At 53.6% G+C, this 22,276-nt stretch carries 22 protein-coding genes; 1 reads left to right on the top strand and 21 read right to left on the bottom strand.

Features of this window, described 5'->3' with window-relative positions; all coding sequences use genetic code 11:
• Positions 1-382 precede the first annotated feature (382 nt).
• Positions 383-922: a hypothetical protein gene (locus JJQ72_RS18540; RefSeq protein ID WP_208204557.1), complete on the bottom strand. Its 540-nt coding sequence runs from the start codon at positions 920-922 to the stop codon at positions 383-385.
• An 88-nt stretch (positions 923-1,010) separates the two neighbouring features.
• On the opposite strand from JJQ72_RS18540, the gene JJQ72_RS18535 reads away from it, so the two are divergent.
• Positions 1,011-1,649: a TetR/AcrR family transcriptional regulator gene (locus JJQ72_RS18535; RefSeq protein ID WP_208204556.1), complete on the top strand. Its 639-nt coding sequence runs from the start codon at positions 1,011-1,013 to the stop codon at positions 1,647-1,649.
• Between the two features lie 120 nt (positions 1,650-1,769).
• Here JJQ72_RS18535 and lysS read toward each other — a convergent pair whose 3' ends face one another.
• From lysS to tilS, 20 genes are all read right to left on the bottom strand, one after another.
• Positions 1,770-3,293: a lysine--tRNA ligase gene (gene lysS, locus JJQ72_RS18530; protein ID WP_208204555.1), complete on the bottom strand. Its 1,524-nt coding sequence runs from the start codon at positions 3,291-3,293 to the stop codon at positions 1,770-1,772.
• Positions 3,294-3,424: 131 nt separating this feature from the next.
• Positions 3,425-3,901, bottom strand: a complete 477-nt coding sequence (greA, locus tag JJQ72_RS18525; RefSeq protein WP_138227550.1) for a transcription elongation factor GreA — start codon at positions 3,899-3,901, stop codon at positions 3,425-3,427.
• A gap of 171 nt (positions 3,902-4,072) precedes the next feature.
• Positions 4,073-5,092 carry a tRNA dihydrouridine synthase DusB gene (gene dusB, locus JJQ72_RS18520; protein ID WP_208204554.1) on the bottom strand — a complete coding sequence of 340 codons (1,020 nt, stop codon included), beginning with the start codon at positions 5,090-5,092 and terminating at the stop codon, positions 4,073-4,075.
• 43 nt (positions 5,093-5,135) lie between these two features.
• Positions 5,136-5,342, bottom strand: a complete 207-nt coding sequence (locus JJQ72_RS18515) for a helix-turn-helix domain-containing protein (RefSeq protein WP_138223955.1) — start codon at positions 5,340-5,342, stop codon at positions 5,136-5,138.
• A complete protein-coding gene (gene folK / locus JJQ72_RS18510; protein WP_208204558.1) occupies positions 5,294-5,842 on the bottom strand; it encodes a 2-amino-4-hydroxy-6-hydroxymethyldihydropteridine diphosphokinase in 549 nt (182 codons plus the stop codon). Before folK ends, JJQ72_RS18515 begins: the two co-directional genes overlap by 49 nt.
• A gap of 9 nt (positions 5,843-5,851) precedes the next feature.
• On the bottom strand, positions 5,852-6,214 hold the full coding sequence (folB, locus tag JJQ72_RS18505; protein WP_138223954.1) for a dihydroneopterin aldolase: 363 nt from the start codon (positions 6,212-6,214) through the stop codon (positions 5,852-5,854).
• A gap of 35 nt (positions 6,215-6,249) precedes the next feature.
• On the bottom strand, positions 6,250-7,125 hold the full coding sequence (folP, locus tag JJQ72_RS18500; RefSeq protein WP_208204553.1) for a dihydropteroate synthase: 876 nt from the start codon (positions 7,123-7,125) through the stop codon (positions 6,250-6,252).
• Positions 7,122-8,030: an aminotransferase class IV gene (locus tag JJQ72_RS18495; protein WP_138223952.1), complete on the bottom strand. Its 909-nt coding sequence runs from the start codon at positions 8,028-8,030 to the stop codon at positions 7,122-7,124. The genes folP and JJQ72_RS18495 overlap by 4 nt, the downstream gene beginning before the upstream one ends.
• The gene (pabA, locus tag JJQ72_RS18490) at positions 8,027-8,608 is read right to left on the bottom strand and encodes an aminodeoxychorismate/anthranilate synthase component II (RefSeq protein WP_208204552.1); all 582 of its coding nucleotides are present in this window, start codon (positions 8,606-8,608) and stop codon (positions 8,027-8,029) included. Before pabA ends, JJQ72_RS18495 begins: the two co-directional genes overlap by 4 nt.
• 12 nt (positions 8,609-8,620) lie before the next feature.
• Complete coding sequence (locus JJQ72_RS18485; protein ID WP_208204551.1) at positions 8,621-10,261, bottom strand: anthranilate synthase component I family protein; 1,641 nt, start codon at positions 10,259-10,261, stop codon at positions 8,621-8,623.
• A 209-nt stretch (positions 10,262-10,470) separates the two neighbouring features.
• Positions 10,471-11,409 (bottom strand): cysteine synthase A, encoded by a 939-nt coding sequence (cysK, locus tag JJQ72_RS18480; RefSeq protein ID WP_208204550.1) that lies wholly within the window; start codon positions 11,407-11,409, stop codon positions 10,471-10,473.
• A gap of 207 nt (positions 11,410-11,616) precedes the next feature.
• On the bottom strand, positions 11,617-12,567 hold the full coding sequence (locus JJQ72_RS18475) for a peptidylprolyl isomerase (RefSeq protein ID WP_208204549.1): 951 nt from the start codon (positions 12,565-12,567) through the stop codon (positions 11,617-11,619).
• A 20-nt stretch (positions 12,568-12,587) separates the two neighbouring features.
• Complete coding sequence (gene hslO / locus JJQ72_RS18470; protein WP_138223947.1) at positions 12,588-13,472, bottom strand: Hsp33 family molecular chaperone HslO; 885 nt, start codon at positions 13,470-13,472, stop codon at positions 12,588-12,590.
• Positions 13,473-13,558: 86 nt separating this feature from the next.
• Positions 13,559-14,329, bottom strand: coding sequence for a type III pantothenate kinase (locus JJQ72_RS18465; protein WP_138223946.1), 771 nt, complete (start codon positions 14,327-14,329; stop codon positions 13,559-13,561).
• Positions 14,326-15,198, bottom strand: a complete 873-nt coding sequence (nadC, locus tag JJQ72_RS18460; protein ID WP_208204548.1) for a carboxylating nicotinate-nucleotide diphosphorylase — start codon at positions 15,196-15,198, stop codon at positions 14,326-14,328. Before nadC ends, JJQ72_RS18465 begins: the two co-directional genes overlap by 4 nt.
• Positions 15,188-16,840: an L-aspartate oxidase gene (gene nadB / locus JJQ72_RS18455; RefSeq protein ID WP_208204547.1), complete on the bottom strand. Its 1,653-nt coding sequence runs from the start codon at positions 16,838-16,840 to the stop codon at positions 15,188-15,190. The genes nadC and nadB overlap by 11 nt, the downstream gene beginning before the upstream one ends.
• Position 16,841: 1 nt before the next feature.
• Positions 16,842-17,780, bottom strand: coding sequence for a quinolinate synthase NadA (gene nadA, locus JJQ72_RS18450; RefSeq protein ID WP_138223943.1), 939 nt, complete (start codon positions 17,778-17,780; stop codon positions 16,842-16,844).
• Between the two features lie 229 nt (positions 17,781-18,009).
• Positions 18,010-20,061 carry an ATP-dependent zinc metalloprotease FtsH gene (ftsH, locus tag JJQ72_RS18445; RefSeq protein ID WP_138223942.1) on the bottom strand — a complete coding sequence of 684 codons (2,052 nt, stop codon included), beginning with the start codon at positions 20,059-20,061 and terminating at the stop codon, positions 18,010-18,012.
• 107 nt (positions 20,062-20,168) lie between these two features.
• Positions 20,169-20,708 (bottom strand): hypoxanthine phosphoribosyltransferase, encoded by a 540-nt coding sequence (hpt, locus tag JJQ72_RS18440; RefSeq protein ID WP_138223941.1) that lies wholly within the window; start codon positions 20,706-20,708, stop codon positions 20,169-20,171.
• A 61-nt stretch (positions 20,709-20,769) separates the two neighbouring features.
• Positions 20,770-22,212, bottom strand: coding sequence for a tRNA lysidine(34) synthetase TilS (tilS, locus tag JJQ72_RS18435; protein WP_208204546.1), 1,443 nt, complete (start codon positions 22,210-22,212; stop codon positions 20,770-20,772).
• Positions 22,213-22,276 lie beyond the last annotated feature (64 nt).

Here is a 22,276-nt window from a genome sequence, read left to right as displayed (position 1 = left end):
CCTGAGCCAGGATCAAACTCTCCATGAAAGTTGAGTTCCATTGCTCATTTCAAAACTGACGAGATTATAAAATCTCATTGTTGATCTCACCCGAAGGCAAGATCGGTTTAACTCACTCGTTGTTCAGTTTTCAAAGATCAATTCTGTTTCTGTCGCTTTGACAATCTCTCGTCTCAGCAACTTTTATAGTATATCACGTTGGTTCCAACTTAGCAAGCACTTTTTTTCGAAAGTTTATTTCAAGCATTTCGCTTGCCGTGTCTCTTCACCGTGACATCCAACCACCGTTTCGCGGCCGGAAATAAAATATACCATAGCACTGAAGCACAATGCAACCCCTTTGCGGATTTTTTTGATTGGTATATATATACAGACTCATTGTTTATCTTCTCACCCCTCCCTTCGGCCACAAGGTATAGCTAAAGCTGATTATAAAATCAATGCCAAGCACAGCACTCCACACCTGCACCATCCTAATCAATACTTCCGTGTTTGCAGGTTCTCCGACATACCAGACCATCCCCGCAAGGATGACACAGCCAATACACCAGGACAGCAGATGGCGAAGCCAGCCTTCACGTTCCAATCGTGCATGCTCCCTTCCAGTGCGTGCTCTAGGTAACGGTTTGGATCCACCGGCAAAGCGGTAAGCAAATCGTTGATCCGCCCAAGAGATCATACTCCGGCCAAAAGCAATCGTTACCCCGATATATACAGCGGCGAGTCCGTGTACCCACTTTGCTTCGGCTCCATTTTTCAAATCCAGAACAGTAACCGTGATCAGCAGGAGATCCACTACAGGAGTAGCGGCGAGCAGCAACGCACCAAGCTTCTTCCTTCCAAAAAGATATCTCGCACACAATCCGGCCACCACGAGCACCCAAAATCCAATCTCACATCCTACAATGAGGGCGGCAATCACAGCTTTGCACTCCTTTTTTAATACAGTCGTCTTAAAAAAGGTTAGCACACTTGTGCGAAATAAACAAGCTACATGTTATACTTTATCCATGCCAAAAATCGTAGATCACAACGCGCAAAAAGAAAAAGTAGCCCAGGCGGCGTGGAGGGTTATCCATCAGCATGGGCTGGAGTATGCATCTGTCCGCAACATCGCAGAAGAGGCGGGGCTGTCATCAGGCTCGCTGCGGCATTATTTTGCTACACAATCGGAGCTGTTCGCTTTTGCCATGAAGCTTGTCACGCAGCGGGTCAACGAGCGAATCAGCAGGATTTCGTTTACGGGAGATGTTTTGAAGGATGCTCCTTTATTGGTAGATGAGATTTTGCCGCTAGAGGAAGAAACTCGTCAGGAAATGGAGGTATGGTTCGCGTTTGTCGTCAAATCCTTCTCGGATCCCACACTCGGCTCACTTCGAAGTCAAGTGGACGAGGATATGCGCCGTTTGTTCTCCACCATCGTCCATGCACTTGTTCAGCAGGAGCTTGCGCCCTTGCAGCTGGATCAGGAACTGGAGACAGAGCGCTTTTACGGACTGATTGACGGACTTGCCATGCATGCTGTCATGAGACCCGAGAAGCTGACTCCAGATCTCATGCGATCTGTGGTAAAGCGTCACCTGTATTCTATATGCAAGCCTGAGATTGCAGCCGCGTGCCTGTCAGGCCGTGATCCCAAGCAGCCGTAGTCTGCATCCCATGCATGTAAAAAAGGACCCTCTCACGTTGCCATAACGCGGAAGGGTCCTTTTAGATATGTTCATTGCTCCAGCCAGATGGCCGGAGGCTCTATGCAGCATGTATCTCGCTTAGTCCAGCGCCCGGTGACGCATATGCGGGAAGAGCAGCACATCTCGGATCGACGGGGCGTTGGTCAGCAGCATAATCAAGCGGTCAATCCCGATGCCGAGTCCTCCTGTTGGCGGCATGCCGTACTCCAGCGCACGCAGGAAATCCTCGTCCATCTCATGGGCTTCATCATTACCCTGCTCGCGTTCCTTCAGCTGGGACTCAAAGCGCTGGCGCTGATCGATTGGATCGTTGAGCTCCGAGAAGGCATTGGCATGCTCACGCGCGACAATAAACAGCTCGAAACGGTCGGTAAAGCGCGGATCCTGATCGTTTTTCTTGGCCAGCGGCGAAATTTCAACCGGATGTCCGGTTACAAACGTCGGCTGAATGAGCGTCTCTTCTACAAACTGCTCAAAGAACGCGTTCAGAATATGACCGAAGGTCATATGCTTCTCGACAGGCACCTTATGCTCCTTGGCCAAGGCATGAGCTTCCTCATTGGTCATCTGCACGCCGAAGTCGACTCCAGTCACTTCCTTAACGGCATCGACCATGGAAACGCGGCGCCATTCCGGCTTGAGGTCAACCTGTTGGCCTTGATATTCCACAACCTGGGTTCCCAGCACTTCCTGCGCAATGTGCGCGATCAGATTTTCTGTCAGTGCCATAATATCCTTGTAATCCGCATAGGCTTCATACAGCTCAATCATTGTAAATTCCGGGTTATGGCGTGTTGAAATGCCCTCATTGCGGTATACCCGGCCAATTTCGTACACTTTTTCGAGGCCGCCGACAATAAGACGCTTCAAATGAAGCTCGATCGCGATTCGCATGTACAGCTCCATATCCAGCGCATTATGATGCGTAATAAATGGACGTGCTGCGGCACCGCCGGCAATCGTATGCAGGGTTGGTGTCTCCACTTCCAGATATCCGTGCGAATCCAGGTAGCGGCGCATGGACTGGATAATACGGGAACGCGTAATGAAGGTCTTTTGAACCTCCGGGTTAATGATCAGATCCACGTAACGCTGACGGTAGCGCAGCTCTACATCCTTCAAGCCATGGAATTTCTCCGGCAGCGGATAGAGCGATTTCGACAGTACCTCCAGATTGTGTACCTTTACCGTGGTTTCACCGGTTTTTGTCTTAAACAGCGTCCCGCTGATCCCGATAATGTCACCCAAATCCAAAATACTGAATGCTTCATACTTATCCGCTGGAACGGTATCCTGGCGCACATAAATCTGGATACGGCCGCTCAAGTCCTGAATATGCGCAAAGGAAGCCTTGCCCATACCCCGTTTTGCCATAATCCGGCCAGCCAGGTTCACCTCAACCTGCTTCTCCTCAAGCTCCTCCTTGCTGAGAGCATCGTAAGCCTCCATCAGCTCTCCCGCCTGGTGAGTTCTTTCGTATTTTCCCCCAAACGGGTCTATGCCGAGCTTGCGCAGCTCGTCCAGCTTCGCACGCCGGATCTGCAGCAGCTCACTGAGCTCCTGCTCTTGTCCCTGCTCTTGTTGATGATTTTCTTCCGTCATCGTAACGCTCATCTCCTTCATTCTCGCTTCCCGGTGGAATGCCGGCAGCCTGTCCGCCTCATTGGGCTGATGGTGCTATCATAGCGAAAAAAGCTCCCCGAAAGGAAGCTTTCCGCGCATGCTGATCTAACTTACTTCTTAATGTCTACAATTTTATATTTAATGACGCCGGCTGGTACGTTGACATCAACCACCGAGCCTTTTGCTTTGCCGATAATCGCCTTGCCTACCGGGCTTTCGTTGGAAATCTTGTTGTTCAATGGGTCGGATTCTGCAGTGCCGACGATGGTGTATTCCATCGTATCCCCAAACTCCATATCCTCCACAATGACCGTGTTGCCCACGCCAACCGCGTCTGTGCTAATATCCTCGTTATTGATGATGCGGGCATTACGGAGCATTTTTTCCAAAGTGATAATACGGCCTTCTATAAAAGCTTGTTCATTCTTGGCATCTTCATACTCGGAATTTTCACTGATGTCGCCATAACCGATGGCAACCTTGATCCGCTCTGCAACTTCGCGCCGTTTAACGGATTTCAGATTCTCGAGCTCATCTTCCAGCTTTTTCAGACCATCCTGTGTAAGAATGACTTCCTTATCGCTCATCTCAACCGATTCTCCTGTCATGTAAAAAGTTTAAATCATGCCCTACTATATGCAAATCTCCGAGGATCAGAACCCCCTGATGTCTGTCGGATGCTCCGGCAAATTATACTGAGAAATTATATGGGAACCATTTCAAAAAGTCAATGTGCACACCGGCAGGTTTTGAAAACGCTACCCAGCGGGTATCGTCTGGGGATAGATGCTCTCCCCTGCGGCGCATTCCTCCAGCTGGTCCACATACGTGTTTAGCAGCTCAACCATCTGATCCCGCCGGGTTCCTTCCATAATCCTATCCTTGATCCGGGCGGAGCCCTTCAAGCCCTTCAGGTACCAGGACAGATGCTTCCGCATTTCCCGTACTGCTGCTTCTTCACCCCGGAGCGCAATCAAGCGATCCATGTGCAGGGCAGCAATCTTGATCTTCTCTTGCGGCGACGGGTCATCCAGCAGCTCTCCGTGGTGAAGGTATTGGATCGTGCGGTACAGCATCCAGGGATTACCCAAAGCGCCCCGACCAATCATAACGCCGTCACAGCCGGTTTCATCCAGCATGCGCCGGGCATCCTCCGGGGTCACTACATCCCCGTTGCCAATCACCGGGATCAAGACGGATTCCTTCACCTGCTTAATGATGCTCCAGTCCGCCCGGCCTGTATACTGCTGCTCACGGGTGCGTCCATGAACACTGACCGCCTGTCCGCCGGCACGCTCCACAGCCTGTGCATTTTCGACCGCAAAAATATGCTCGCTGTCCCAGCCAGTCCGCATCTTAACCGTTACCGGCTTATCGACAGCGTCTACCACTGCAGCTACCATTTCATAGATTTTGTTGGAGTCCAGGAGCCAGCGGGCGCCGGCGTCCATTTTGGTGACCTTAGGTGCCGGACAGCCCATGTTAATGTCGATGATATCCGCATTAGTCTCTTTGTCCACGACCTTCGCCGCCTCCACCAGAGACGGACGGTCACCGCCAAAAATCTGCAGGCTCAGCGGCTTCTCCCGCTCATCCACAAACAGCATCTCCTGGGTGCGCTTGTTGCCATGAACGATCGCTTTCCCGCTCACCATTTCGGCACAGACGAGGCCTGTGCCAAACTCCTTCGCAATCAAGCGGAAGGCGGGGTTGCATACACCGGCCATTGGCGCCAGCACAACCTGATTCTTCATCTCGATCTTTCCGATCTTCAGCATGTGAAGTTAAATTCACCCCTTTCCTCCAATGATGGTTCTATGATCAACCACGCAGGGTCAGTTCGTCTAAAGAAATACCCAGAGCATCTGCAATTCGGGAAAGCAGAGCTTCGTCAGCCCGCCGATTTCCCCGCTCCACAGCTCCGAGCACGGCAAGTGAAACCTCAATTTGCGCAGCCAGCTGCTGCTGGGTCAGGCCCTTTAACTTTCGGAAAGCGCGGATCCGCTGTGCAAGCTGCATGTTTTCCAAAGCTGTATTCCTTCCTTTCCTTCCAAGCTCTCAAGCGCTGTCTTGACTGTCATATGCAGGCCGGAAGGCTCATCCTCGGGAACGATGTCACGCAGCGGCATCAGCACGAAGGCTCTCTCCAGCATCCGCGGATGCGGAAGAATCAGCTCCCGGGTGTTCATGTTCTGTCCCGTCATCCACAGCAAATCCAGATCCACCGTGCGCGGGCCCCAATGGACCAGCCGTTTGCGGCCAAGACGGCTCTCAATACGCTGCATGACAGCCAGCAGCTCAAGCGGAGACAGCGAGGTGGAGATGGCGGCGGCCATGTTCAAGAACATCGGCTGATCCACATATCCTACCGGTTCGGTCTCGTACAGACTGGAGCAGCGGAGGACCTGAATGCTGGGGTGCTTGTCTAGCTGCCTCAGCGCCTCCAGCATCGTCTGTTCCCGATCTCCCAAATTAGCCCCTAAAGCAATATAAGCCTCTGAGCATTCAGAGGTAGTGTGTGCATTCATCATGGCGTCTCACTTTCTGGTTCGGTGCAGCTCTACGGTAACACCCTCAAAATGAATATCAAAAGGCGGATGCGGCTTGGTTACTTTAACGGTTAATGCAACGATACTAGTATAAGTGCGGAGCACTTCGGTTGCAATATACTCCGCTAAAGCCTCGATTAGCTTGAATTGCTTGTTTTTCATCACACCGAGAAGCAGCTCGTGGACCTCCGCATAATTGACCGTGAGGGTCAAGTCATCGCGCAGCCCGGCCTCTTTTAAATCCAGCTCCAGCTCCAGGTCCACATAATAGCGCTGTCCGAGCTTTCGTTCCTCCTCAAATACGCCGACATAGGCGTAATATTCCATTTTGCGCAGGCTCATCTTATCCATGGATCCATACCGCCTTTCCTGAACGTTGATCGTTACTAAATACTTCCTGCAGGCAGCCTGCGGGTCAACCAGGGTGAAGCGTAAAGCATGGCATCACTCATCGCAACCGTTCGTTTCATCTGCGCCACATCATGCACCCGAACCAGCTGACAGCCCTGTGCGATCCCGAACGCAACCGTAGCTGCGGTTCCCTCGACGACATCCTCCACCGGCAGGTTCAGCGCGGTGCGGATAAATCGCTTGCGCGAGGTAGCCAGCAGCACGGGATACCCCAAGTGAACGAGCTCATCCAGCGCACTCATGACCTGCAGGTTCTGGCTGTGATTTTTGGCGAATCCGATACCGGGATCCAGTAGAATCCTTGCGGGATTGACGCCGGCCTGGAGTGCAATATCTACGCTTTCCAGCAGATCCTTCTTCATATCTTCTATGAGATCTGTATAGTTCTCATCCTGACGGTTATGCATCAGAATGATCGGGCAGTCCAGTGCTGCGGCTGTGGATGCCATTTGGGGATCCTTTTTACAGCCCCAGACATCATTAATGATGTGCGCCCCGGCCTGTATCGCCTGCCGCGCTACCTCCGCCTTATACGTGTCGATGGACAGCGGGATATGCGGCGCTGCTTTATGAATCGCCTCAATCACCGGTATGACCCGGCTCAGCTCTTCCTCAGCACGGACGGGCTGATGTCCCGGACGCGTGGACTCTCCCCCGATATCAATCAGATCTGCACCCTCCTCCACCAGCCTCAGTGCATGCTCCACAGCACGCCCCGAATCCAGATACCTGCCCCCATCGGAAAAAGAGTCCGGCGTAACATTCAGAATGCCCATGATCAGTGTAGCACTGCCCAGCTTCAGCTCGGTCTGACCGCACTTGTATGTCTGCTCGTACACGGTGATTCTCATCCTCGAAGTCCCCTGCCTTCCTGTCTGTTCCCGGTCCATTGCCGGTAGGCCTGTAAAAGCTGCCCCGTAATCGGGCCCATGACACCAGACCCTACCAATGCGGTTTTCTGTCCCTGGGCGAGCAGAGAAGTGATCGGCATCAGCTCCTGAACAGAGCCTGTCGTAAACACCTCATCCGCTTCCAGCAGGTCCTCCCAGCCATAACGGCCTTCATGGACGGGAATGGAAAGCTGCTGCGCCAGCTCCAGCACCGCCGCCCGGGTAATACCGGGCAAGATGCCGGTGCCGATGTCCGGCGTATACAGGTGGCCCTCCCGGATAAAAAACAGATTGCTTACAATGCCCTCCGCCAGCTCCTGGTTTACGGTCAGCATGCAGCCCTCGGCTTGGAGCGCAACGGCCTCCGGGTAACTTTGCAGTTCTTTTTTGGCCATAATGCTGTTCATGTAGTGCAGCGACTTCAGCCTGACCGGCGTCTCCGGCGTATTGCGGGGGGTATGCAGCAGCTGTAGCCCTCTCCCCTTCTGATACGCTTCGTCAGGCATTACGGGGAGCGGCTTCACGAGAAGCAGCTCCTGCGGAGCTTCATACATACCAGATGGCAAGCCGAGACCGCCCTCTCCGGCCGTTACCGTATACCGCACATAAGCATCCTTCAAGTCGTTAGCGGCAAGCAGAGCCTGCAGCCAGTCCCGGAAGGTGCTGTCATCCTGGGTATACGGAATGCCCAGCACGCTGCAGCTCTCTTCCAATCGCTTTAAATGCCGGTCCAGCAAAAAAGGCACCCCGTCGTAAGTACGAAAGGTCTCAAACAGCCCCATCCCGTAGAGCAGCCCATGATCGAGCACCGAGATGGAGGCCTGAGATGCCGGAATCACTTGTCTGTTGAGGCCAACCAGCCTCATGCCTGAGCGCCGGCCTTGTTCTGCAGAAAGCTGCGCAGCATTTGATGGCCATGGTCCGTAATAATGGATTCCGGATGAAACTGAACGCCTTCGATCGGGTATTCCTTGTGCCGCAGCCCCATAATTTCACCCTCTTCGGTCCAGGCTGTAACCTCTAGACAGTCAGGCAGACTTTCCTTCTCCACCAGCAGCGAGTGATATCTCGTCGCAGTAAAAGGATTGCTCAGACCCTGGAAAACCGAGGTGCCATGATGATGAATAGGCGAGGTCTTGCCATGCATCAAGCGCTCCGCCCGAATCACGTTGCCGCCAAATGCTTGTCCGATCGCCTGATGACCGAGACAGACGCCGAAAATAGGGATCCTGCCCTTAAAATGCTGAATCACGTCCAGGCTAATGCCTGCCTCATTCGGCGTGCACGGCCCCGGCGAGATCAGAATATGATCCGGTGCGAGCTTTTCAATACCGGCAAGATCAATTTCATCATTGCGGTACACCTGAACCTCTTCGCCAATCTCTCCCAAATATTGCACCAGGTTATAGGTAAAAGAATCGTAATTATCAATGACCAGAATCATGATTATCTCCCCTTATCTTAAAGCTGCGGCTGCAGCCTCTTCTTCACTGCACATGACGGCAGCGATCAAGGCCTTCGCCTTATTATGGCATTCGCGGTATTCCCGGTAAGGCTCGGAGTCAATGACAATGCCGGCTCCCGCCTGAATATATCCGATTCCGTCCTTGACCGCTAAGGTACGTATAATGATATTTAACTCCATATCTCCATTATAATCGATCCAGCCCATCGACCCTGTGTAGGGACCTCTTGTGACCGGCTCCAGCTCCTCGATAATTTCCATGGTGCGGATCTTGGGGGCCCCGGTGATCGTTCCGCCGGGAAAGGCAGCAGCGATCACGTCATAAGCATGCTTCCCCTCGGCCAGCTGTCCCTCCACTTGAGAAACCAGATGCATCACGTGCGAATAACGCTCGATCGTCATCAGCTCCGGCACCTTCACCGAGCCATAGGCTGCAATACGTCCAATATCATTGCGCTCCAGATCGACCAGCATGATATGCTCCGCCCGTTCCTTCTCCGTCTGCAGCAGCTCGGCCTCCATCGCGGCATCCTCTTGTGGAGTGGCACCCCTCCGGCGGGTACCGGCAATCGGGCGCGCGGTTACCTTTCCGCCATCCAGCTTGATCAAGAGCTCCGGCGAAGCGCTCGACAGCGCAAACCCCGGCGAATTCAAATAGCCCATGTAAGGTGAAGGATTGAGCACGCGCAGCCACTCATACACTTGAGAAGGATGAGACCTAAGCTTCACGTGACGCCGAAGCGAGAGGTTCACCTGAAATACATCTCCATTGCGGATATATTCCTGAATATCTTCAACTGCCTGCTGAAAGGCCTCCTTGGAAAAAGGGCTCTCCAGCGCATCCCAGCCCGCCACCTCCGGCACCAGCAGTGACGCTGCTTTTTGACGTCTTGCGGCAGTGAGGGCTTGCTCTGCAGAGCGCTCTTGAGTATCTCCCGTTATCCACTGCTCCCAGGCCTTAAGCATGCTTTGCGCTTTAGCCTCAGCTTGCTCATATAGAAGCTGCAGCTTCATCTTATCCTCCGCAGTTAACGGGAATCCCGCGGGGTGTTCTGCTGGCTGCAGACTGTCCCCGTTTAAGCTGTCCTTGCTTCCCTCATCCGGCTTCCATGGGATATGAACAGCGCAGTACAGCGCATGCTCCTGATGATCATAGATCCACTGCGACTCCATCCGCATCCACAAATAATCCGGGAAGCCGGCGTCATCGCTGGCAATAACCGGAATCTGCTCCAGCGAGCGGATGACATCATAGCCGAGGAAGCCGGCACAACCGCCCCGGAAATCCGGCCAACCGGGAGTGCGCGGTGCCCGGTACGGACGCATCCACTGCTCCAGCAGCGGCAGCGGATCGCCGTGAAGCGGCTTCGACTCTCCAGTGCGCAGATCCAGCACCTTCGCTTCCGTGCCTTTACCGGTAAGCACTGATACCGGATCTGTCCCTACATAGGTGTATCTTCCGCTCTTTCCGCTCTCCAGCACGAACGAATAGGGAGAGGAGGCCTGCCAGGCCGGGGTCCATGTTTCTGGTAGCTCGGGATAGACCTTGTTCCCTCGTGCTAAATAAGGCAGCATGGTCCAGCCTTCCTCCACCCAATTTAACCATTCGGCCAGCTTTGTTGTTCGTTCCATGCCTTTCCTCCCTATCCGTGAAAAATGCTGTCTGTTGCCTGTCAGTATACTTCATCCCGTCCGGCTTGAAAACCCCGCAGTAAGCAGCATACGCCTTGTTCTCTATACAATGTCCATTCCGGCGCTGCCCCATCCGAACCCCCGGGAAAGAAACAAAGCCTTCAATGCGTCCTGCATTGAAGGCTGTTTCTCTATAAATTTAAGTGCAATTAGGATTCAAAGTTATACAGCGGTGTGCTCAGGTAACGCTCACCGTTACTCGGAATAATAACAACGACACGCTTGCCTTCGCCAAGCTGCTTGGCAACCTTCAGTGCAGCGTGTACCGCAGCCCCGGAGGAAATGCCGGCCAGTACGCCTTCTTCTTTGGCCACACGGCGTGCCGTCTCGAAAGCATCATCGTTCTCGACATGGATAATCTCATCGTAAATGTCACGGTTCAAAATCTCCGGAATGAAGTTCGCACCGATACCTTGAATCTTATGCGGACCCGGCTGGCCTCCCGCCAGAATTGGGGATGCTGCTGGCTCTACTGCGTAAATCTTCACATCCGGGAACGCGTTCTTCAGCACTTCACCAGCGCCCGAGATCGTTCCGCCCGTGCCGATGCCGGCTACGAATGCATCCAGACTGCCGCCCACGGATTGAATCGCCTCCACAATTTCCGGCCCTGTCGTTTCACGGTGAATCTTCACGTTCGCCTGATTGCGGAACTGCTCTGCCATGAAGTAGGAAGGATTGCTGCGAACCAGCTCCTCGGCCTTCTTCACCGCGCCGTTCATGCCTTCAGATCCAGGTGTCAGCACCAGCTCTGCGCCGTAAGCACGCAGCAGGTTACGACGCTCCAGGCTCATCGTTTCCGGCATTACAATAACCGCTCTGTAGCCCTTGGCTGCCGCAACCATTGCAAGGCCGATCCCTGTGTTGCCGCTCGTTGCCTCAACAATGGTGTCGCCCGCCTTCAGCTTGCCTTCCTTCTCGGCTTCTTCCACGATGCTGACCGCGATCCGATCCTTGACGCTGGAGCCGGGATTCTGGTATTCCAGCTTCAGATAAATCTCTGCGCTGCCTTCCTCCGCCAGACGGTTCAAGCGAACCAGCGGTGTTCCTCCGATCAATTCCGTTACGTTATTAACGACTTTAGCCATGGTAACTGCCTCCCTGTATGATATATTCCACTGCATTCGTATCTTTATTTATTGCATGAATAGTTTCATTAATATCCGAGTAAAACGCTAGGTTTTGTAACTCCATATTATCAACGATTCTGTCCTGTGTCAACAACCTAAAATCACAGGAAGTCTCCATAAGAAACAGGCCTTGGCAGCCGGAGAAATAAGCTGCAAAGGCCTGTTTTACGGTTGCCGGAATGGCGCGGGCGACGCCCCTGCCAGCATCCGGGCTTCATATTTGCTGCGGAGCCGCTGCTCCAGCTGACTTAAGGATTCGGAACGCTCCAGAGCCAGCTGTCTGCGGACGGTCTCACGAGTGAGCTTCGGATCTGGCGCTGCCGGCACGAGAATTCTTTTGACATATACAATACCAAAGCCGTCCTCCAGCGCAATCGGTCCTGCGATATCGCCGCTGCTCAGCTCCAGCACGGTCTCCATCAGCTCTTGCGGCTGAAAAGGATCATCCTCTTCAATCAGTCCCAGCCGGCCGCCGTCTTCTCTCGTGTATTCGTCGATCGAGTGCTCGGCAGCAAGAGCTGCAAAATCCTCACCGTCCTCCAGACGGTCCAGCAGCTCATTCGCCAGTGACTCCTCCTCCACCTTGATCAGCGACAAATCCAGCTGCTTCTTGGGCACGAATTGATCCGGATGGTCCTCTAGATATTGATCAATTTCGCTAGAGCTGACCTTGACGTCTGCCGTTGCAATTTTCTCCAGCAGCAGCCGGTATTCGGTCTCTTCCTTCAGCACCTCTTCGGACAAGCCCAGCTGTGCCATAGCCTCCAGGAAACGTTCCCGGGAGCCGTAGGACTGAGCCATCCGATCCAGCTCCTGTTCAATCTCCTCCGGAGCTACCGTGATATTGGCCTGCTCCGCTTCCAGCGCAGCGACCTGGCGGTTCATCATCGTCAGCAGCACTTCGCTGCCGTATCTTCGCTTCAGCTCACGGCTCCACGCTTCTTCCGTGATAGCCTGCTCCTGCACCATGGCTACGGCCGATGAGCCGCTGCCTTCCTCTCTGGACAAGCCCTCCCGCGACAGAGCCCCCGAGAACACCATCCAGCTCCCCATAAAAAGCAAACCTGCTGACAGAACCATTACAGCTGCCCACAGTGCCTTTTCCTGTTTCGTCATCGGCTGCTCATCCCATATCTTTAAGATTTCGCCCGTTGTAAAACGGCTATCAATTCTTCCTCATCAAATGTATAGGCCTCATTACAGAAGTGACAGGTCACCTCGGCCTTCCGGTCCTCATCAATCATCGCCTGCAGCTCGCCCTCACCCATGCTGATCAGCGCGCGCTCCACCCGTTCACGGGAGCAGTCGCAGGTAAAGCTTACCTTCGTCTCCTCCAGAATCGTAATGTCGGGCAGCAGCCGCTTCAGAATGTCTTCCAGCTCAAGCCCTTCCTCCAGCAATGTCGTGATCGGTGGAATGTCCTGAATAGCTTTTTCAATAGTCCCGATTTCCTCATCCGTAATGCCGGGCAGCAGCTGAATAATAAAGCCGCCGGCATTGGCTACCGTATAGTCCGGGGATACCAGTACGCCCAGACTGACTGCAGAATTGGTCTGCTCGGATACGGCGAAATAATATGTGAAATCCTCTGCCAGCTCACCGGACACGATCGGTATACTGCCACGGTAGGGCTCCTTAAGGCCGAGATCCTTGATCACGTGGATATATCCGCTCGTGCCTACTGCAGCAGCGACATTCATTTTGCCGGGACGGATGTTCGTCATCTCCACATGCGGGTTATTCACATAACCGCGCACCTCGCCTCGGGCATTGGCTTCAGCCGCAATCAGACCAATCGGTCCATCGCCCCTCACCTGAATGCTGAGCCGCTCTTCCCCTTTCATCATAGCGCCCATCATGGCAGCGGCGGACGCCGTTCTTCCTAATGCGGCTGTTACGACGGGAAAAGTATCATGTCTGCGTCGCAGCTCCTCAACCAGATCGGTCGTCCGTACGGCAAATGCCCGGACCTTACCGTTCATGGCCGTTCCGCGGAGAATGCGGTCTATGCTGTTATCCATCTTCAGCCTCCTTTTGAGTCGTTAGCTCATGCTCTTCTTTATATATAACTCCTTGAAGTCCCTGTTCGTTGCGTTCCCTGCAGCACTTATTCGTTTCGTTCGTAAATAATCCGCAGCCCATCGAGGGTCAGGAGCGGATCAATATCGTCAATACAATGGGTTTCTCCCGAGATCAGCTCTGCCAGTCCGCCGGTCGCGATGACCTTAACATTGTCCGTTCCCAGCTCGGCTTTTATGCGCCTTACCAGGCCCTCGACCTGTCCCGCATAGCCAAAAATCATCCCGGATTGCATAGCATGCACGGTGTTGCGGCCAATCGCCTTCTTGGGCTTCTCCAGCTCAATGCGGGGCAGCTTTGACGCCCGCTGCACGAGCGCTTCCGCCGCAATGCCGACCCCCGGAACAATGGCCCCACCCAAATAGCTGCCGCTGGCGTCAATACAATCGAACGTCGTAGCTGTTCCAAAGTCAACGACGATCAGCGGCCCGCCGCCATATTTTTCAACGGCGGCCACAGCATTGACAATACGGTCCGCTCCGACCTCGCGCGGATTGTCATTGCGCAAATTCAGCCCTGTCTTGATGCCGGGACCGACGATCAGGGGATCCTGACTCATATATTTACGGCACATCTCTTCCACCACCGGAATTAACGGCGGCACTACGGATGAGACAATAACCCCTTCTATGTCGTTTACCGAGATTTGGGACATCTGAAACAGATTATGAATCAGCACACCATACTCATCTACTGTAGATTGGCGGGAGGTACTGATTCGAAAATGATGCAGCAGCTCTTTGTGCTCATAAATGCCGAGCACAATATTCGTATTTCCGATATCGACGACGAGAATCATGCGGTACCCCCTTTTTTGCCATTGAGATCCAGACTGATGTCCAGGCTCTGAAAAGAGTAGGTTAACCGGCCGACAGAAATAACATCCACTCCGCTTGATGCGATCTGCCGCACTGTCTCCAGCGTGACATTGCCGGAAGCCTCGGTCATCACGTGCGGGGAATGTCCCTTGATGAGGCTCACGGCCTCCTTCATCTGCGAATCATCCATATTATCAAGCATGATAATATCGGCCCCCGCCGCAAGAGCCTCCTGCACCTGCGCGATGGACTCCGTCTCCACCTCAATCTTCATCGTGTGCGGGATGACGCTGCGGGATCTGGATACCGCATCCCCAATGCTGCCTGCGCCCTTGATATGATTGTCCTTGATCATGACGGCATCATACAAGCCAAAGCGGTGATTACCCCCGCCGCCGATCCGTACGGCATACTTCTCAAGCATTCGGTGACCCGGTGTCGTCTTGCGTGTATCGACGAGACGGGTTGGCAGGCCCTCCAGGGCATTCACGAATGCACGTGTCTTTGTAGCAATGCCCGAGAGACGCTGCAGTAAATTCAGAGCGAGCCGTTCACCGGTCAGAATATGGTGCGTACTGCCCTCAACGATCGCCAGAATATCGCCCTTCTTGACTTCCTGTCCATCCTCAACATGCGCGTGAAACACAAGGTCTTTATCTACAATCTCGAACACCAGCTTTGCGGCAGGCATTCCGGCCACCACACCGTCTTCCTTGGCATGGACGACTCCCTTAGACTCGTGGCCCGGCGGAATTGTAGACAAGGTGGTAATATCGCCGGAGCCGACGTCCTCGCGCAGCCAGGAGCGTATATCTGCAGCCAGATTTTCATTATATCCGTTAAACATCATCACTGATTTCCTCCGTCATTCCTTGATCGCGGCCCTGTACAATGTGCTTGCGCCACTTCATATCATCTCGCTCCGGGAAATCCTCCCGATAATGAGCTCCGCGGCTTTCCTCGCGGTAAAGAGCTCCCTGGATGACGAGCAGGGAGCTGGTGAGCAGGTTCGCAAACTCATACTCCTCCCGCCGGGTCAGCACCGAGTGCAGCAGCGGCAGCTGACGCTTCAGCTCCTCCATCGCGCGAAGCAGCGTTTCCCGGGTCCGTCGAAGTCCGGCGTAGCGCACCATGACCTTTTGCAGCTTGAGGCGCCGCTCGACAATAGGCTGGGAAGCCAGCTCTCTGCGCTCCCAGCTGAAGGCCTCCGGCTCAAGGCCTTCCTCCAGTGGAGACAGCCTGCGGATGGCTTCTGCGATCCGTCGTCCGTACACCAGCGCTTCCGACAAGGAGTTGCTGGCGAGCCGGTTGGCTCCGTGCACACCGGTGGAGGATACCTCACCGCATGCAAACAGGCGTGAAAGACTGCTTTCGCCGTGCAGATCGGTTTTGACACCGCCCATCATATAATGCGCAGCAGGAGAAACCGGAATCCAGTCACTAGTCAGGTCCAGGCCGTACCGCATGCAGGTTTCATATATAGTGGGGAAACGATGCTTGATCATTTCCGCAGATTCATGCGTAATGTCCAGATAGACGAATGTGGATCGGGTTTCCTCCATTTCGCTGACGATCGCCCGAGCGACAATATCGCGGGGAGCGAGCTCCAGCAGCTCATGATACCTGTGCATGAAGCGCTCGCCTTTAATGTTGCGCAAGTAGGCTCCTTCACCCCGCACCGCTTCCGAGATCAAAAAGCGCGGTGCACCGGGATAGCTTAACGCCGTCGGATGAAACTGAATAAACTCCATGTCGCGGACCGTAGCCCCTGCTCGGTAAGCCATAGCCACCCCATCGGAGGTCGCCACCTCCGGATTCGTCGTATATCGATACAGCTGACCGGAACCGCCTGAGCACAGCACGGTGGCTTCGCCGCGTACAAAGGTGCGGCTTCCATCCGGCATCTGCACCAGCGCTCCGAGACAGGCTCCGCTCCGGGTGACAAGATCAATCGCAAAATGATCGTCCCATACCTCTACCCGAGGATGGCTTTGAACCTTGTCGGAGAGTGCTCGCACAATCTCATGTCCTGTTGCATCTCCATTGGCATGAAGAATTCGCCGGTGACTGTGAGCCCCTTCCCGGGTGAGTGCCAGTACGCCGTTCTCCTCATCAAACAGGGTACCCAGACGGATAAGCTCCTTTACGCCTTCGGGTCCCTCATGAACGAGCACGTCAACGGCTGCCGAGGAACAGAGCCCTGCCCCTGCAAGCAGCGTGTCCTGCCGGTGATAGATCGGGGAATCATCCTCTGCCGTCACGGCAGCAATGCCGCCCTGGGCATACCGGGTATTGCTCTCCATTAGCGTCTTCTTCGTAATGAGCAGTACCTGGCGGTCCTTCGCAAGCTCAATAGCCGTATACAGACCTGCTATCCCTGAACCGATGACAATACAATCGGTGGTCACCACCGGAAGATTGCTCCAGTCTACATCAACGAGAAACGGAGGAATAACGGGAGCCTTTGAGGGGTCGATGACAGCACCGTTCATCCTATTTCACCTGCAGCATGCGTTCGAGCGATGCCCGTGCCTTATCGGCTACGGCCGGCGGAACGTAAATTTGCGGCTTCATCGTTTCCAGGCATTTCACCAGCTTCTTCAAATTATTGACCTTCATATTCGGACATACGAGAAACTTGGTAGCAAAATGAAATGCTTTATCCGGACTATCTACCCGAAGCTGATAGCCGGTTCCATCCTCGGTACCCACGATAAATTCTTTCGCCGGAGAATTCTTGCAATATTCCAAAATAGCCGTCGTGCTGCCTACGAAATCACCCAGCTCCACAACCTCTGGCCGGCATTCGGGATGAACGACAAACTCCGCCCCTGGATACTTGGCCTTCATCTCCATGACATCTTTGACGGTCAGCATATCATGCGTGTTGCAGTATCCTTCCCAAATAATCATCTTCTTGTCCGTATGCTGCTGTACATAATGACCGAGGTTCTTATCCGGTACCCAGATGATTTCATCAGAATCTACAGACTGAATGACCTTTACCGCATTGGAGGACGTGCAGCAGATGTCGGTTTCTGCTTTAATCTCCGCCGAGGAGTTAATGTAAGTCACGACCTTGGCGTTAGGGTGCTGTGCCTTCAGCTTGCGCAGTCCATCCACATTCACCATGTCAGCCATCGGACAGCCTGCGCGCTCATCCGGGATGAGCACGGTTTTGTTCGGGGCTAGAATTTTTGCGCTTTCACCCATAAAATGCACACCGCAAAATACGATGGTGTCTGCGTCGGTTTGTGCGGCTTTCTGTGCTAATAGGAAGGAATCTCCCCGAAAATCTGCGACTTCCTGTATTTCATCGCGCTGATAATAATGCGCCAGAATAATAGCGTTGCGTTCTTTCTTCAATTGGATTAAGCGTTCGCGTAACTCCCGGTTCTGTTCGGCTTTACGCTCCAGTGCTAAAGCTTCCACTTCTGACCCTCTCCCTTTATGTATTACGGCAAGATTCGTATGGCCGCAGCAATTTGAGTACAGATGCCCATCTACCTTGTGAAAAGAAACACCTGCTAGTTAACACCTAATGTACACAACGTTCTCCCGGCTGTCAACGTGATAAGATGCACAAAAAAAACCGGAAAACAAGGGATGTTCTCCGGTTCTATCTGTATATAACGCTGCAGCGTCAGTTTTGGCGATATTACTACGTTAATCTGCCGCCTTGGTCTGACCCGCCTGGAGGCTTATCGTCAGGATTGCTGTTCTCCGGCTGATCATTGTCCATTGGATTGTTCGGAATTTCTCCCGTGTTGGAACGCTCTTCCTGGTCTTTGCCCTGAATGCGAACACGTACGTCTCCAATGCTGTCGATGACCGGTTCACCGCTCTCGGAGGAGCCGCCTTCACCGTCGTTGCCGGAATCCACAGAACCTGTCTCGATCAATTGCTTGATCTGATCCAGCTCCAGCGTTTCCTTCTCCAGCAAGGTGTTTGCAATCAGATGCACTTCCTTCGCATGCTCGGTCAGGAGCTGGCGGCATTTCTCATAGCAATCCTGAATGAAATGCTGCATTTCCTGATCGATCTCGTATGCGATCTGATCACTGTAGTTCTGCTCGTGTCCGATATCCCGGCCCAGGAACACCTGTCCCTGAGAAGTGCCGAACTGCATCGGTCCGAGCTTCTCGCTCATGCCGTACTCCACAATCATGCTGCGGACAATGCTCGTTGCCTGCTGGAAGTCACTGTATGCACCGGTACCGATTTCGCCGATAAACAGCTCCTCCGCTACGCGTCCGCCCAGCAAGCCGGTAACCCGGTCCAGAAGCTCCTGCTTCGTCACGAGCATGCGGTCTTCCTTCGGCAGCATAATCACATATCCGCCCGCGCGTCCGCGCGGAATGATCGTTACCTTATGAACCATATCGGCATGCTCCAGGAAGTAACCAACGATAGTATGGCCCGCTTCATGATAAGCAACAATCCGCTTCTCGCGGTCACTGATCACGCGGCTGCGCTTCTCTGTACCGACGATGACACGGTCAATCGCCTCGTCAACCTCTTGCATGGAGATGTCCTTCCGGTTGCGCCGTGCAGCGAGCAGGGCCGCCTCGTTCAGGAGGTTCTCCAGGTCCGCACCTGTAAAGCCTGTCGTCCGCTTCGCAATAACATCCATCTTCACGTCTTTCGTGAGCGGCTTGTTACGGGCGTGAACGTTCAGTACCGCTTCGCGACCCTTCACATCCGGACGGTCCACCGTGATCTGGCGGTCAAAACGTCCAGGACGCAGCAATGCAGGGTCCAGAATGTCCGGACGGTTGGTTGCAGCAACGATAATAATGCCTTCGTTCGCACCGAAGCCATCCATCTCAACCAGGAGCTGGTTCAGTGTCTGCTCGCGCTCATCGTGGCCGCCGCCCAAGCCGGCGCCGCGCTGACGACCGACAGCGTCAATCTCGTCAATAAAGATAATACATGGGGCATTCTTCTTCGCATTCTCAAACAAATCCCGGACACGGGATGCACCGACACCGACGAACATTTCGACGAAGTCAGAACCCGAGATGCTGAAGAACGGAACTCCGGCTTCACCGGCAACAGCACGAGCAAGAAGCGTCTTACCCGTACCTGGAGGGCCTACAAGCAGCACGCCCTTCGGAATGCGGGCTCCTACCGTGTTAAACTTGCGCGGATCCTTCAGGAAGTCGACAACCTCCACCAGTTCCTGCTTCTCTTCATCCGCACCGGCCACATCCTGGAATGTCACCTTCTTCTTCTCTTCGTTATACAGGCGGGCCTTGCTCTTGCCAAAGTTCATGACCTTGCCGCCGCCGCCCTGCGCCTGATTAAACAGGAAGAAGAACAATGCGAACATAATGATCAGCGGAATAAAGGAGGACAGCAGCGTCAGCCAGATGCTCGGTCCTTCCGTCTTCTTAATATTAAAGGCCACCTCATTAGCTTCGCTGGCGCTCACGAGCTCTTCCATCGCGGCATCCGTTGCCGGGATGTAGGTCGAGAAATCCTCAAATTCCTCTTCGCCTCTAGGCTCTCTATATGAGCCGGTTACCAAGTAAGCATAACCGTCAAATTGAGCCGTTATTTCCTCAATATTATCGGCCTTAATCTGTTGCCGCAGCTCATCATACCTAGGGGTATCGGCTACTTCGTTCCCATTGGTCACGAATTGTACGATGCCCACCACGACTAAAAATAGAATCAAATAAAAACCAGAATTCCGGATGAACCGACTCATCCCCTACCTCCTCTCAAAGACACATAAGATATTTTAACACAGCCTGTCTGGCTATCTCAACAAAGCAAAGGACCGACCGATATCTCCGGTCTTTGCGGTCAGCCATTTCAGCTGCTGTAAATCTCCGGTTTTAAAATCCCGATATAAGGGAGGTTGCGGTAATGCTCGGCGTAATCCAGACCATAGCCCACAATAAAGGCATCCGGAATCACAAAGCCGGTATAGTCCGCCGTCAGCTCCACGGTGCGTCCGGACGGCTTGTCAAAGAGCGTCACTACAGATACCGTCTTCGCCTTGCGGTCCTCCAGCAGCTTAATCAGATAGCTCAGGGTAAGCCCGCTGTCGATAATATCCTCCACGATGAGCACATCGCGGCCTTCCACCGACTGGTCGAGATCCTTGATGATCTTGACGACGCCGGAAGATTTCGTGGAAGCCCCATAGCTGGATACCGCCATGAAGTCCAGCTCAATCGGTACTGTGATGTTCTTAACCAGGTCCGCCATAAAAATAAACGCGCCCTTCAGCACGCAAATAACCAAGGGATCGCGGCCTTCATATTCAGAGCTCAGCTTCTGACCCAGCTCCTTAATCTTTGCCTGTAGTTCTTCTTCACTAATTAGTACTTCTTGAATGTCATTCTGCAACCTGAGACAACCTCCTACGTGTTTGTATCGTCTAGACGAAAAAGCCGGGCTGTCCCCTGCATTACGCCTCTCCCGCATCCGACAGCGTAAGGCGCAGAATACGGGTAGTATGCTGCCCGACAGCAGCGTGAACAGAACGTCGTACGCCCGGGATCCAGATCAAGGTGCCAAGCCCGTCACAAACAATGGGAATGGCCTGGCGGGCTGACGGAGGGATTTTCTCGTTGATGAGAATATCCTTTACCTTTTTGCTTCCGTTTAATCCCATGAGCTTCATCTTGTCACCGGGCTGCCTGGAACGGACAATCAGGGGGAAGTGCAGGTGATCGGCATCGAAAAAAGCTTCCGCATTCAGCATGCGGGGATGCGATTCCAGTCGTGCTTCGTCCCACAGCTCCAGCTTGAGCCTGCGTTGAATCTCCGGCAGCAGGAGCTCGAGCTCCTGGGGAGAATGCAGCTCATATATGTAGTTTAGACAGACGGGAGGACCGTTCATAAAGGATACTGTATCGTACTCGCGGATACAGCAAATGCCTTCCCCTAGATCCAGACTCCACGAATTAGAAATGTCCTGCGCAATGCGTCTTCGGATCAATTCAATCTTCGTAAAATCCGAAATTTCACGGTCAGGCGACAGGTAATTTAATATTAGTTTAATCAAACGCCGTTGTAAAGCGACATGTAGGGCCAGGAAAGAGGGCGCGCTCATGGCCGGTCCGTATGCCCCCTTCTGCACCAGGGCCGTATAGGCCTCCTGTGCAGCGCTCTCCATGTAATCATCCTCGCTTCCGATAATCTCCGCCGTCTGCACAAGGGAGGATGAAATCCGGGGATTGTACTCCTCCAGAAACGGAAGCACCTGCAGCCGCACTGCATTTCGTCGATACTTCGTCTGCTCATTGCTGTCATCCACCGCATAATCCACTCCGCTCTGACGGCATATCGCCACCAGATCGGCTTTACTGCGGCGCAGAAAAGGCCGGATCAGCTGAATGCCATCCTGAAGCCGGATCAGCTTCATGCCGGAGAGCCCGGAGGGACCGCTTCCGCGCAGCAGCCGCATCAAGACGGTTTCTGCCTGGTCATCACCATGGTGAGCCAATGCAATGGACCTCGCTCTGTATTTTCCCGCGATTTCAAATAAAAATGCATACCGCTTGGATCGCGCAGCGTCCTGCGCATTCCTGCCGCTCTCCCGGATGTAGGCCGGCACATCCACCACAGCCATTTCAAACGGGATCGCAAGCCGGGCACACAGAGCCTCAACAAGCTGTGCCTCCTGATCCGATTCCTGACGGAATCCGTGATGCACGTGGGCACAGACCAGCTTCAAGGGAGTGAGGACTGTGGAAATATGATGCAGCGTGAGCAGCAGAGCCATAGAGTCCGGTCCGCCGGAAACTGCAGCCACGACCGTATCTCCACGTGACCATAATCCATTCTCCGAGGCCAGCTGCTCTATTTCTTCACTTAGCTGCTGCAAATTTGTTACATCTTCCACCATTTCATACCCCTTTACCCATGCACCTGTGTCTTATGATGATATTAACCCGTTTCGGCCCATATGA

The organism is Paenibacillus sp. F411 (genome assembly GCF_017582705.1).
Lineage (GTDB): Bacteria > Bacillota > Bacilli > Paenibacillales > Paenibacillaceae > Paenibacillus_AQ > Paenibacillus_AQ algicola.
This window is presented reverse-complemented; position numbering and strand designations above follow the sequence as displayed.